The following is a 12,927-nucleotide window of genomic DNA, read 5'->3' on the forward strand; positions in this document are numbered from 1 at the left end:
TGTATAGTATGACGGTACGGCAGCGTCTGCTGTCGTATTTTTTTAACAGGTTACGTATGAATTACCCGCAAATACTCTCTCCGGTGCTTAATTTCCTGCATTGCCCGACGCCGCAGGCGTGGATTATACAAGCCCGCGAACCGCAAAATCTGCCGCTTCTGCTTACCGATCACTTGATCTGCGAACTGAAGGCCGCGCAAACCGCGCTGCTGTTGGTGCGTAAATATGTCGCCGATAAATCGGGTGCCGACGCGCTGCTCGCCTGTCTGCAACCTTATGAAGCGTTCGCTTTTCGTCAGGGACCGGAGCCGGATTTTATTGCCCTGCATAGACAGATTAGCAAAAGCGTAATGCCGCAAACTGATGACCCCTGGGGACGTCAGCTTGTCGACCAAATGGTGTTACTAATTAAAGAGGAGTTGCACCATTTTTGGCAGGTACGCGAGGTTATGCAGGCCAGAAACATTCCTTATGTGAAAATTACCGCCAGCCGCTACGCGAAAGGAATGTTAAAAGCGGTAAGCACGCACGAACCGCTCAGATTAATTGATAAACTGATTTGCGGGGCATATATCGAAGCCCGCTCCTGCGAACGTTTTGCCGCTCTGGCGCCCTGGCTGGATGATGATTTGCAAACGTTTTATTTCTCGCTCCTGCGCTCCGAAGCGCGGCATTATCAGGATTACCTGGCGCTGGCGCAGCAGATTTCCGACGAGGAGATTTCTGCACGTGTGCGCTATTTTGGCGATGTGGAAGCCGACCTTATCTTGTCGTCAGACCGCGAGTTTCGTTTTCATAGCGGCGTGCCAGCCGCCGGGTAAACGGCGCCTGGGCCAGGGGGTCAATACCTTGAATTGATGAAAGTGGAAGTGGTCATCATTTTGCGCGAGGCAGACATGATAGTTATTTTTTTATAAAAATACTTGAGCTTGATAGTAAAATAAAAGCCGGTGAGGTATTTTTTATAGTTATCGCTAAATAAAATATCTGCCGTTATTCAGTCTTAACGTGATGAGGTCTGAAGGAACGAATAAAGAAATAACCTGCAATCCGATTCAATATTTGGATTGCAGGTAGTAAAACTTCATGTATGCATTGCTGATGCGAAATTACAGTATTTTTAACATTCGCACTTCGCAATCGATATGACCGGTGCAGCCGAGCGGCTCGCTAATATGTTCAAACCCTAAACGCTCGTACAGCGCAATCGCTTCGCGTAAAAAAGCCGTTGTTTCCAGATAGCAGCGTTTAAAACCCTGTTCACGGGCGTGATCCAAAGCCATCAGCGCCAGCTTTTTTGCCAGCCCCTGACCACGGATCACCGGCAAAAAATACATTTTTTGCAGTTCGCAAATGTCGGGTTCGCTACAGGATAACGGCGCAATACCGCCGCCGCCCACCACGCTACCGTTTTGTTCTATCACCCAATAGGGGTCAGTTTGGATATCGAAAATTATTGTACGTTAAGGTCGTTTTTTAACCACTGAGATGTGAGAAAACCGCTCTCTGAGCGGGGTCTCATATCTTGATGATCAATGCTGATAGCACACTCAAACAGTTGCATCATTAAGATTTTTTCCTTCCGGAGTAAATTCCGCCTACAGCATCCTGTGGGTGGAACCCCGGGACAAAGGGCGTCTTGAGCTGAACTTCCTTATCCCGAACACGGAACTGCTGACGGGCAAGCGTCTGCAGCCGTATTACGACCGGGCCGACCGGCCGCGTATCAATGCGTGGCAGACCATCGTGAACGCGAAGCTGGGCCTGCACGACCCTAACGCGCCGGAGAACCGACGGACGCTGGTCACGCTGAACACCCTGCCCAGAACGAAGCAGGAGGCTGCTGAGGCGATTACGGACGGTCTGGTGCGCTTTGTGGCCGGAGAGATTAAAACTCGTCAGGACGTGATACAGACGCTCACAGCGTCAGAATTGGACGTGGTGCGGACCACGAAGACCAGCATCAGCCTCGCGGACCCGGAAGGGGGCCGCAATCTCAGACTCAGGGGAGCAATCTATGAGCAGTCATTTGAAAATGGCGACGGATTTCAGGCAGAAATCGAGCGAGCAGGCGAACGCTACCGGGCAACTGCTGAAGCAAGAGTTCGACAGGCTCGGGACGTGTGTCAGCGGGGGCAGAGCTTAAGCGAGCAGGTGAGGCGCTTGAGCCGTCAGTGACGCGGCACGAGTACGAGGTGGCGGCAGCGCATGCGCGGGTGGTGCATGAGCAGCGCCAGAAAGAACTGACAAAAGAGCGGGAGTATCCGGGGCCATCGCTGGAGCTGTAGCGATAATTTGGATTAAGTCCGATCAGGGGTATGATGGGCTGATTTTAACCACTTAAAATACAGGGAATTAGTATGGTAATGACCGGCGATAACACGTGTGTCACCAGCCTCAGGCCGACGTTTAAGGCCGTCGCATGCGGAAAGCAGAAGCCCTACTGGCTGGAACTGCAGTTTGTGGACGAGAACAACCAGCCGGTATCCGGGCTGAAGGTGCAGCTGGAATACCATCCGCTGGCGACCGCGGCGGAGCTGGCGCTGTGGGCCAGGGGCGGCCATACCCGGTTTGACCCCACGCCTCCCCCGAATCCGCCAGCCGGCGTCACTGACATCCAGGGGCTGGTGCGGTTCGACGACCTGTACTGGATAGCGGTAGACGTGAAAACGGACGGGCAGCAGCTGGCCGACATCATGGAGCAGCGTCCGCTGGGCCTGCGGCGCAACCCGAACAGCCAGCCGGTGAGCGGAAACGCCTTTCGCCGGGAGACACGGTACAAAACCTGGCGCTCAGACGTGCAGGAGAAAGCGGAGGCTGTCGGCTATCTCACTCATTACCGTCACGTCAATGATAACGACCTGGTGCCACAGATACCGCCGGAGGTGGATATGGACAGCGAGCTTTACGAGAAGCTGGGGTGGCTGGGTGACAAACTGGGCTTTGACTGGCTGGCAACATCGGCAATAGGTCTTTTACCGCGAACCTTCGGGGGAAATGCGGGTGTGGATATGGGGATTACACAGGAAAGAGACCCGTACTGGCATCACGGAAAAACGGTTTTGTTTTTACGCGCAGAACAGAGCGTCATGAAGTCTGGTGAGAGAAATACGCTGTGGATAGGGGGCGGAACGGTAAGCTACACGGAGAAAGCGGCGGTCAAACGGTATCTTGTCCCTTCCCTGAATGAAGAATGCCTGAAATCTACGGGAGAGCATCAGGCGGCGTTTATACAATGTCTGGCTCCGGGAGAGCTGGAGAAGCGTTTTCCCCAGAGAGAAAATGTGGCCTCAGCGGGGTTATTCACCAAACCCCTGAATCATTTTATGGCGAGTAAGTACCTTCCCTATATTCACAATCAGGTGCTGGAGCTGGCCGATCCGGCGCGGGATATGGAGCGGAAAGCCATGCGAACCCTGTTCCGGGAGGCTGTAGAACAAAAGGCAAACTTCAGCAACCCGGATGAAGTTGAACGTAACCGCGAGTTTCTGGCGCTTCAGGACATGCTGCGGTTTACGCTGAGCCGGCTGCAGACAGAAGAAACCGGAAAAAATGCCCTGTTGCGCTTTGCGGCAGTCACGGAGGAAGAAGTTGAACTTCCTAACTAAAAAGCGCGTCATGCTTCTCATTTTTCTGGTTCCGGTTCTGCTGTATATCGGGTACGAACTGTTTCTGAGCAGGAAACTCTCGCCGCCCGCCGACTCTGAGCGGCTCACCGTGTCTTTCCGCGTGCCGGAGGGCGTCACGCTTTTGCCACTGGGAGGGCTATACGAGTCATCTGAATGTACGAATACAAACTTTACCGCCGGGGGAAATACTTATCAGGCTGACGCGACGACGGGGGTTTCCCTGCCCTTTGTCAGCCAAGGATCGGGAAATATTATGTCGGTCAGTATCGCGAAAGATGGCGGGGGGCGTTGTCGGTGGAAGTTAAGTAGAATCCGCGTGCATTTCAGGTTATCTGACGATAGTCCTTTATCTAAGGGGAGAAATATCTTCGATACTAGCTATCTTTTTGATTTTAGGGATTGGGGGATCGTTAATACGTATGATACTGGCGATGCCAAAAATGTCAGTGGCAATCTGAATATAACAGCTGATTTTTTCCCGATGATCTTTATAAATCATATGTTCAAAGAAGCTACACTACGGCTTTTTGGCGGGGATACTAATTATGATAAATGGAGCCGACATTATCGCTTGTCTAATACAAAAAACATTCATCTATATCCGTTTGTTCATATAGATAAGCCAGTCATACTTGAAAGCCCAAATCCTCCTCCTGGAGATATTACCGCACTCTATCCCGATGGCAGTAGGGATGATATACCCGGCATCATCCCTGATTATAACAAGTTGCTGTCAATGAAATAGGGGGGACGTGTACCTAATAAAAAAGGATCTTCTTGAGATCCTTTTTTATCGGGCGTAATCTCCGAATCTGTAAACGAAAAAACCACCCGCTAAGGTGGTTTTTTCGAGGGGGCAGTTGGGCGCTAACTCTTCTGAACCGAGGTAACTGGGTGTACAAGACCGCAATTACCAAACTGTTCTTTCAGTGTAGCCGCAGTCAGGTTACTACTTCAAGACCTCTTTAAACATCCTTTCTTGTACACCCCTGTTACCAATGGCTGCTTACGTGGCTTTTTGGTGGTTGATGCTGGTTTTGTCATGTGAGTCACCTCTGACTGAGAGTTTACTCACTTAGTCGCGTGTCCACTATTGGTGGGTAAGATCAATGTTACCTTCTTTCCTTTTGCGGTGGTGATTGGTTATCTAATTACCCCGGTGTTCACTGATATAATTTTATTAAGTACGATGGGGAATACGCAGGCAGGAGGGTTGATTATTCTGCAATATTACAGCCAGATAATGGCGTGTTACTTCCTCTATCTCCTCGCGGTTATAGTGGTAATCTGTTACTTATATGTGACGTTACGCAATCTGTTTTTAAACAATTTGTCACTGGCGAACGATACGATTTGTTTTCGTTCATCTGTAACTTCACACGGTATGCTGTGGCGGTCACTGGTGGTGTTTATGCTATCCGGCGTGACGTTGGGACTGACTTATCCGTGGTTGAAAATTTGGCTGGTGGGTTGGCTGGCGCAAAATACGCAGGTTCAGGGCGATCTGGATTCCCTTGAGCTAACCAATGATGAGAAGCCTCTGGAAAATGGTCCGCTGATGTGGATTTCCCGTGGCATCATGCCTTACTTCCCGTTTATCTGATGCAAAAAGGCCGGCGTAAACGCCGGCCCAAACCTGAATTTATTTGCCGGATGGCGAATAATTACAGCGCGCTAATCACCGCCTGCTGCTCAATCAGTTTCGCTTTTGCTTCGGCGTAACCTTCCAGCTTCTCACGCTCTTTGGCGATCACCGCTTCCGGCGCGCGGGCGACGAAACCTTCGTTAGCGAGCTTACCTTCGATACGGCTAATCTCACCTTCAATTTTCGCCACTTCTTTCGCCAGACGCGCCAGCTCATCGTCTTTGTTGATAAGGCCAGCCATCGGGATTAGCAGTTCGGCGCCGTCGATAATTTTGGTCACGGAGACCGGACCTTTGTCATCGGCTGGCAGCACGGTGATGCTTTCCAGACGCGCCAGAGTCTGCAGGAAGCTATGGTTGTCATTGACGCGACGAACGGCTTCTTGACTACAGCCGCGTAGCAGCAGTTCCAGCGGTTTAGCTGGCGCGATGTTCATTTCCGCGCGGATATTACGCACGGCAACGATCGCCTGCTTCAGCCATTCGGTATCGGCCAGCGCCGCTTCATCCACCTGAGACGCATCGTACTGTGGGAACGGCTGTAGCATGATGGTGTCAGCGGTGATACCAGAAATCACTTTCACGCGCTGCCAGATGGTTTCGGTAATGAACGGGATGATCGGGTGCGCCAGGCGCAGCAGACTTTCAAGTACCGTCACCAGCGTATGGCGAGTGCCGCGCAGCTCCTCTTCCGTTCCGCCGTTCATCACTGGCTTGGTCAGCTCCAGATACCAGTCGCAGAACTGGTTCCAGGTGAACTCGTACAGAATGCCCGCAGCGATATCGAAGCGGAAGTTATCCAGCGCGTCGCGGTACGCTTTGATAGTCTGGTTGAATTCCGCCAGGATCCAGCGGTCCGCCAGCGACAGGGTCATTTCGCCGCCATTGAAGCCGCAGTCCTGGTCTTCGGTGTTCATCAGCACAAAGCGGCTGGCGTTCCACAGCTTGTTACAGAAGTTACGATAGCCTTCCAGACGTTTCATATCCCAGTTGATGTCGCGACCGGTCGAGGCCAGTGCCGCCAGGGTGAAGCGCAGGGCGTCGGTACCGTGCGGCTCAATACCATTCGGGAATTGTTTCTCTGTACGCTTGCGGATTTTGTCCGCCAGTTGCGGCTGCATCATATTGCCGGTACGTTTTTCCAGCAGTTTCGGCAGGGAGATACCGTCAACCATATCCAGCGGGTCAATGACGTTACCCTTGGATTTAGACATCTTCTGGCCTTCGTCGTCGCGAATCAGACCGGTCATGTAGACGGTATGGAACGGAACCTGCGGCTTGCCGTTTTCATCTTTGATGAAGTGCATGGTCATCATGATCATGCGGGCAATCCAGAAGAAGATGATGTCGAAGCCGGACACCATCACGCTGGTCGGGTGGAACTGACGCAGGGCGTCGGTGTTTTCAGGCCAGCCGAGAGTAGAAAACGTCCACAGCGCGGAGGAGAACCAGGTGTCAAGAACGTCTTCGTCCTGACGCAGCGCAACGTCAGCGCCGAGGTTATTTTCCTGACGCACTTCGTCTTCACTACGACCAACGTAAACGTTGCCCGCGTCGTCATACCATGCCGGGATACGGTGACCCCACCATAGCTGCCGGGAGATGCACCAGTCCTGAATATCACGCATCCAGGAGAAGTACATGTTTTCGTACTGTTTCGGTACAAACTGAATGTCGCCGTTTTCAACCGCTTCCACTGCTGGTTTCGCCAGCACGTCGGCACGCACGTACCACTGGTCGGTCAGCATCGGTTCGATAACCACGCCGCCACGGTCGCCGTAAGGAACGGTCAGATCGTGCGGTTTAATCTCTTCCAGCAGGCCCAGCGCGTCGACGGCGGCAACCACCGCTTTACGCGCGGCAAAACGTTCCAGTTTTTGGAACTCAGCCGGAATATCGCTGGAATAAACGTCGGACTCTTCACCTTTAGTATCGAACACTTCCGCGCTTTCGCGAATGTCGCCGTCAAAGGTCAGGATGTTAATCATTGGCAGAGCGTGACGTTTCCCAACGTCATAGTCGTTAAAGTCGTGCGCAGGGGTGATCTTCACGCAGCCGGTGCCTTTTTCCATGTCGGCGTGTTCATCGCCTACAATCGGAATGCGGCGGTTCACCAGCGGCAGGATCACAAATTTGCCAATCAGATCTTTATAACGCGGATCTTCCGGGTTGACCGCCACGCCGGTATCGCCCAGCAGGGTTTCCGGACGGGTGGTGGCGACCACCAGATAATCTTTACCGTCTGCGGTTTTCGCGCCGTCGGCAAGCTTATAGCGGATATGCCACATCGAGCCTTTCGACTCGCGGTTTTCCACTTCCAGATCAGAGATGGCGGTACGCAGTTTTGGGTCCCAGTTGACCAGGCGTTTGCCGCGGTAAATCAGATCTTCTTTATACAAGCGGACAAAGACTTCTTTCACGGCATTGGAAAGGCCTTCGTCCATGGTGAAGCGTTCACGCTCCCAGTCAACGGAGTTGCCGAGACGGCGCATCTGATGGGTAATGGTGCCGCCGGATTCCGCTTTCCACTGCCAGATTTTGTCGATAAAGGCATCGCGACCGTAGTCGTGACGGGTTTTACCCTCTTCAGCGGCAATCTTGCGTTCAACCACCATCTGGGTGGCGATGCCCGCGTGGTCGGTGCCGACCTGCCACAGGGTATTTTTGCCCTGCATACGCTGGTAACGGATCATAGTGTCCATGATGGTTTGCTGGAAAGCATGTCCCATATGCAAACTGCCGGTGACGTTCGGCGGCGGGATCATGATGCAGAAGGACTCTTTGCTTTCATCGCCGTTAGGCTTGAAATAGCCCTGCTTTTCCCAGTGCTCGTAAAGCGGCTGTTCGATATCTTGGGGGTTATATGTCTTTTCCATTATTTCCAGGTTGCCGTATTCAGGTTAAAACCAGCCACGCGGTAGGCTTTGTAGCGTTCGCGCGCCAGTTGTTTCAAAGTTTCTTCGTAAGGGACGAAGTCTACCACTTCTGTGAAAGCGGTGGCAAAATCTGCAAAGTTTGTACGCAGGCTGATTAAAATATCGCGCGGGCTGCTGTTGCGTTTTTGCGGCCAGGCGATTTCGACCGGCGCGCCGCCGCGTGGGCCTTCGCCTGCCAGATTATGCGGGACAAAACTTTCCGCAGGTCTCGCCCACAGCGCTTCATCCAGCCGAATGGCCTGCTGCTCGTCTTCACAGGCGATCAGCACGCGCTTGCCGCTGCGCCAACGTTCTGCGGCAATATCACACACCAGTTGTTCAACGGCGCTTAAACCGTCGACGGCGGTGTCATTGTCCAGAATATAAAAGGTCGCGTTCTTCATATCTATACCCGTCGTCTTTCAAGTTGCCTCATTGTTGGCTGCCTTCACGCACCCCAGTCACATAGTAAACTATGCTCCTGGGGATTTGTTCAGTTGCCGCCGCGATGCAACTCGAAATCCATAGGGTATAGAATTCTTATTGCTCGTGCTTCCAGGCCGGGTAAGGCGAAGCCGCCACCCGGCATTTCAACCTTACTCTTCGCCGTTAAAACCTGCGCGATTGAGCAGGAACTGCGACAGCAGCGCTACCGGACGACCGGTCGCGCCTTTGGCCTTGCCGGAGCGCCAGGCGGTGCCGGCGATGTCCAGGTGCGCCCAATTATACTTACGGGTAAAGCGCGACAGGAAACAACCGGCGGTAATCGCGCCGCCGGGACGCCCGCCGATGTTTGCCATATCCGCAAAGTTTGACTCCAGTTGTTCCTGATACTCATCGCCCAGCGGTAGCCGCCACGCGCGGTCGCCCGCCTGCTCGGAAGCGCCGAGCAGCTCATGCGCCAGTGGATTATGGTTCGACATCAGGCCGGTAATGTGATGGCCCAGAGCAATCACGCAGGCGCCGGTCAGAGTCGCGACGTCAATGACGGCTTCCGGCTCAAAACGTTCGACGTAGGTTAACACATCGCACAAAACCAGACGGCCTTCGGCATCGGTATTCAGCACTTCAACAGTTTGACCGGACATGGTGGTCAGTACGTCGCCCGGACGATACGCGCGTCCGCCCGGCATGTTTTCACAGCCAGCCAGCACGCCGATAACGTTAATCGGTAGCTGGAGTTCGGCGACCATGCGCATCACGCCGTACACCGCCGCCGCGCCGCACATATCGTACTTCATCTCGTCCATCCCTTCGGATGGCTTGATGGAGATGCCGCCGGAGTCAAAGGTCAGGCCCTTACCGACGAGCACGATCGGGCGCGCGTCTTCGGACGGATTGCCCTTGTACTCGATAACCGACATCAGCGATTCGTTCTGCGAACCGTGGCCGACTGCCAGATAAGCGTTCATTCCCAGTTCGCGCATCTGCTGTTCGCCGATCACGCGGGTGATGACCTTTTTGCTGTAGCTGTCGGCCAACTGGCGCGCCTGTGACGCCAGGTAGGCGGCGTTACAGATATTGGGCGGCATGTTGCCGAGATCTTTTGCAGCTTTAATACCGGCGGCGATGGCAAGACCGTGCTGAATGGCGCGTTCGCCGCTGGTGAGCTCACGGCGGGTCGGCACATTAAAGACCATCTTACGTAGCGGGCGGCGCGGCTCGCTCTTGTTGGTCTTGAGTTGATCAAAGCTATATAGCGTCTCTTTAGCCGTCTCGACAGCCTGACGCACTTTCCAGTAGTTGTTGCGGCCTTTGACGTGCAGTTCGGTCAGGAAGCAGACCGCTTCCATTGAGCCGGTATCATTCAGAGTATTTATCGTTTTCTGAATAACCTGCTTATACTGACGTTCATCAAGCTCGCGCTCTTTGCCGCAACCAATGAGGAGGATTCGCTCGGAAAGAACATTAGGAACATGGTGCAGCAACAGAGTCTGCCCCGGTTTTCCTTCCAGTTCGCCGCGACGCAGCAAGGCGCTGATGTATCCGTCGCTAATTTTGTCGAGCTGTTCTGCAATCGGAGAAAGGCGACGCGGTTCAAAGACGCCCACGACAATGCAGGCACTCCGCTGTTTCTCCGGGCTACCGCTTTTTACACTGAACTCCATGCACTATGCTCCTGAATCTTAAAGACAACAGTGGTGGCTACAGCTATACTCGTCGTCTTTCAAGTTGCAGATGCGTTGGCTGCGCCTGCTCACCCCTGTCACTTACCTGATGTAAGCTCCGGGGCTTCACAGTCTTGCCGCCTGCCTGCAACTCGAAATCCATAGAGTATAGAAATTGAAAGCTTTCGTAACTCATGTCCGCTGTTGCGGTGACTTCGTGTTAATCTTAACGTTATTACGGCATTGGCACGTCAGAACAAGTTCTGAGAGGCGAATCCGCTGAGTATAATGATCTTAGCGATGATTTCGATGACTCAAAAGAATAAATGACGTTTAAGCCATGAAACAAGCTAAATTCCGGCAAAAAACGGGTTTTTACGGGCGTATTTAAAGTGATAATCATAAGATATCTGGTGCGGGAGACGCTCAAAAGCCAGCTGGCGATACTCTTCATCTTGCTTTTGATCTTCTTTTGTCAAAAGCTAGTGAGGATTCTCGGCGCGGCGGTAGACGGCGATATTCCCGCCAATCTGGTGCTCTCGCTTCTGGGGCTGGGCGTACCAGAAATGGCGCAGCTCATCCTGCCATTAAGCCTGTTCCTGGGGCTTCTGATGACGCTGGGCAAACTGTATACCGAAAGTGAAATTACGGTCATGCATGCCTGCGGGTTGAGCAAAGCCGTACTGGTAAAGGCCGCCATGGTACTGGCGTTATTTACCGGTATCCTTGCGGCGGTTAACGTGATGTGGGCTGGCCCCTGGTCGTCAAAACATCAGGATGAAGTGCTGGCGGAGGCGAAAGCGAACCCTGGCATGGCGGCGCTGGCGCAGGGACAATTCCAGCAGGCTACCAACGGCAGTTCGGTGCTGTTTATCGAAAGCGTTGACGGCAGCGACTTCCACGATGTTTTCCTGGCGCAAATTCGTCCTAAGGGCAACGCTCGCCCTTCTGTGGTGGTGGCCGATTCCGGACATTTGACACAGTTACGTGATGGTTCCCAGGTCGTCACCTTAAACAAAGGGACGCGCTTTGAAGGGACGGCGTTGCTACGCGATTTTCGCATTACCGACTTTCAGAACTATCAGGCGATCATTGGTCATCAAGCCGTGGCGCTGGACCCGAACGATACCGACCAGATGGACATGCGCACGCTGTGGAATACTGACAGCGATCGCGCCCGCGCCGAGTTGCACTGGCGTATCACGTTAGTATTTACCGTATTTATGATGGCGCTGATGGTTGTGCCGCTCAGCGTGGTGAATCCACGTCAGGGGCGCGTCTTGTCTATGCTGCCGGCCATGCTGCTTTATCTGCTGTTCTTCCTGATTCAGACGTCCATTAAATCGAATGGCGGTAAAGGTAAACTGGACCCGGTTATCTGGATGTGGACGGTTAATTTGATCTATCTGGCGTTGGCGATTGGTTTGAACCTGTGGGATACGGTGCCGGTCCGCCGCCTGCGTGCCCGTTTTCTGCGTAAAGGAGCGGTATAATGCAGCCATTTGGTGTACTTGACCGCTATATCGGTAAAACCATTTTTACCACCATCATGATGACGTTGTTCATGCTGGTGTCACTCTCCGGGATCATCAAGTTTGTTGATCAGCTGAAAAAAGCGGGGCAGGGTAACTACGACGCGCTGGGCGCGGGTATGTACACCCTGCTTAGCGTACCTAAGGATATCCAGATCTTCTTTCCTATGGCGGCGCTGCTTGGCGCGTTGCTGGGGCTGGGGATGCTGGCCCAGCGTAGCGAACTGGTGGTGATGCAGGCGTCGGGTTTCACCCGTATGCAGGTGGCGCTCTCGGTGATGAAAACGGCTATTCCCTTGGTACTGTTAACCATGGCGATCGGCGAATGGGTCGCCCCGCAGGGCGAGCAGATGGCGCGTAACTACCGTGCGCAGGCAATGTATGGCGGTTCGCTGCTTTCCACCCAGCAAGGTCTGTGGGCGAAAGACGGCAATAACTTTGTCTACATTGAACGGGTGAAGGGCGACGAAGAGCTGGCCGGCATTAGTATTTACGCTTTCAACGATCAGCGTCGTTTGCAGTCGGTACGCTACGCCGCTTCGGCAAAATTCGACCCGGAGCATAAGGTCTGGCGTTTGTCGCAGGTGGATGAGTCCGATCTGCAAAACCCGAAACAGATCACCGGTTTGCAGACGGTGAGCGGTACCTGGAAAACAGACCTGACGCCGGATAAGCTAGGCGTGGTGGCGCTGGACCCGGATGCGCTTTCCATCAGCGGTCTGCATAACTACGTTAAATATCTGAAGTCGAGCGGACAGGACGCCGGACGTTATCAGCTTAATATGTGGAGTAAAATCTTCCAGCCGCTCTCCGTGGCAGTGATGATGCTGATGGCGCTGTCATTTATTTTTGGGCCGCTGCGCAGCGTACCGATGGGGGTGCGCGTGGTGACGGGGATTAGCTTCGGCTTCGTATTCTATGTCCTCGACCAGATTTTCGGCCCGCTGACGCTGGTATACGGCATTCCGCCTATTGTCGGCGCGTTGTTGCCGAGCGCATCATTCTTCCTGATTAGCCTCTGGCTAATGCTGCGTAAGTCATAGCATCCGACATATTGCCGGGGGCGCTGCGCTTGCCCGGCCTATGTAGTACATTTTTG

9 protein-coding genes and 2 pseudogenes are annotated in these 12,927 nt (G+C 53.4%); 7 read left to right on the forward strand and 4 right to left on the reverse strand.

Annotated elements, in window-relative coordinates; all coding sequences use genetic code 11:
- Nucleotides 1-8: 8 nt before the first annotated feature.
- On the forward strand, nucleotides 9-821 hold the full coding sequence (miaE, locus tag F4V61_RS15175) for a tRNA isopentenyl-2-thiomethyl-A-37 hydroxylase MiaE (protein WP_079828013.1): 813 nt from the start codon (nucleotides 9-11) through the stop codon (nucleotides 819-821).
- A gap of 288 nt (nucleotides 822-1,109) precedes the next feature.
- On the opposite strand, the gene F4V61_RS15180 is transcribed toward miaE, so the two are convergent.
- Nucleotides 1,110-1,457 carry a GNAT family N-acetyltransferase gene (locus F4V61_RS15180; RefSeq protein WP_416378322.1) on the reverse strand — a complete coding sequence of 116 codons (348 nt, stop codon included), beginning with the start codon at nucleotides 1,455-1,457 and terminating at the stop codon, nucleotides 1,110-1,112.
- Nucleotides 1,458-1,599: 142 nt separating this feature from the next.
- On the opposite strand from F4V61_RS15180, the pseudogene F4V61_RS15185 reads away from it, so the two are divergent.
- From F4V61_RS15185 to F4V61_RS15205, 4 genes and pseudogenes are all read left to right on the forward strand, one after another.
- Nucleotides 1,600-2,172, forward strand: a pseudogene (locus F4V61_RS15185) (plasmid mobilization relaxase MbeA); the annotation flags it as partial.
- Between the two features lie 188 nt (nucleotides 2,173-2,360).
- On the forward strand, nucleotides 2,361-3,608 hold the full coding sequence (locus tag F4V61_RS15190; RefSeq protein ID WP_079828015.1) for a hypothetical protein: 1,248 nt from the start codon (nucleotides 2,361-2,363) through the stop codon (nucleotides 3,606-3,608).
- On the forward strand, nucleotides 3,592-4,374 hold the full coding sequence (locus tag F4V61_RS15195; RefSeq protein WP_232081989.1) for a hypothetical protein: 783 nt from the start codon (nucleotides 3,592-3,594) through the stop codon (nucleotides 4,372-4,374). The genes F4V61_RS15190 and F4V61_RS15195 overlap by 17 nt, the downstream gene beginning before the upstream one ends.
- A 366-nt stretch (nucleotides 4,375-4,740) precedes the next feature.
- A pseudogene (locus F4V61_RS15205) lies at nucleotides 4,741-5,232 on the forward strand (DUF898 family protein); the annotation flags it as partial.
- A gap of 61 nt (nucleotides 5,233-5,293) precedes the next feature.
- Here the strand turns inward: F4V61_RS15205 and valS are convergent.
- The 3 genes from valS to pepA form a co-directional block, all read right to left on the reverse strand.
- Nucleotides 5,294-8,149 carry a valine--tRNA ligase gene (valS, locus tag F4V61_RS15210; RefSeq protein WP_038397060.1) on the reverse strand — a complete coding sequence of 952 codons (2,856 nt, stop codon included), beginning with the start codon at nucleotides 8,147-8,149 and terminating at the stop codon, nucleotides 5,294-5,296.
- Nucleotides 8,149-8,592 carry a DNA polymerase III subunit chi gene (holC, locus tag F4V61_RS15215; protein ID WP_000786389.1) on the reverse strand — a complete coding sequence of 148 codons (444 nt, stop codon included), beginning with the start codon at nucleotides 8,590-8,592 and terminating at the stop codon, nucleotides 8,149-8,151. Before holC ends, valS begins: the two co-directional genes overlap by 1 nt.
- Nucleotides 8,593-8,784: 192 nt before the next feature.
- Complete coding sequence (gene pepA, locus F4V61_RS15220; protein ID WP_000397141.1) at nucleotides 8,785-10,296, reverse strand: leucyl aminopeptidase; 1,512 nt, start codon at nucleotides 10,294-10,296, stop codon at nucleotides 8,785-8,787.
- Nucleotides 10,297-10,688: 392 nt separating this feature from the next.
- On the opposite strand from pepA, the gene lptF reads away from it, so the two are divergent.
- Both lptF and lptG read left to right on the forward strand, forming a co-directional pair.
- Nucleotides 10,689-11,789 (forward strand): LPS export ABC transporter permease LptF, encoded by a 1,101-nt coding sequence (lptF, locus tag F4V61_RS15225; RefSeq protein ID WP_012210617.1) that lies wholly within the window; start codon nucleotides 10,689-10,691, stop codon nucleotides 11,787-11,789.
- Entirely contained in the window at nucleotides 11,789-12,871 is a 1,083-nt protein-coding gene (gene lptG, locus F4V61_RS15230) for an LPS export ABC transporter permease LptG (protein ID WP_038397057.1), read from the forward strand. The genes lptF and lptG overlap by 1 nt, the downstream gene beginning before the upstream one ends.
- Nucleotides 12,872-12,927 lie beyond the last annotated feature (56 nt).

It is taken from the genome of Salmonella enterica subsp. arizonae, from assembly GCF_008692845.1.
Taxonomy (GTDB): domain Bacteria; phylum Pseudomonadota; class Gammaproteobacteria; order Enterobacterales; family Enterobacteriaceae; genus Salmonella; species Salmonella arizonae.

Coding starts and splice junctions, on each gene's coding strand:
- valS (WP_038397060.1), bottom strand. CDS start 8,149: ATGGAAAAGACATATAACCCCCAAGATATCGAACAGCCGCTTTACGAG.
- lptG (WP_038397057.1), top strand. CDS start 11,789: ATGCAGCCATTTGGTGTACTTGACCGCTATATCGGTAAAACCATTTTT.
- holC (WP_000786389.1), bottom strand. CDS start 8,592: ATGAAGAACGCGACCTTTTATATTCTGGACAATGACACCGCCGTCGAC.
- pepA (WP_000397141.1), bottom strand. CDS start 10,296: ATGGAGTTCAGTGTAAAAAGCGGTAGCCCGGAGAAACAGCGGAGTGCC.
- miaE (WP_079828013.1), top strand. CDS start 9: ATGACGGTACGGCAGCGTCTGCTGTCGTATTTTTTTAACAGGTTACGT.
- F4V61_RS15190 (WP_079828015.1), top strand. CDS start 2,361: ATGGTAATGACCGGCGATAACACGTGTGTCACCAGCCTCAGGCCGACG.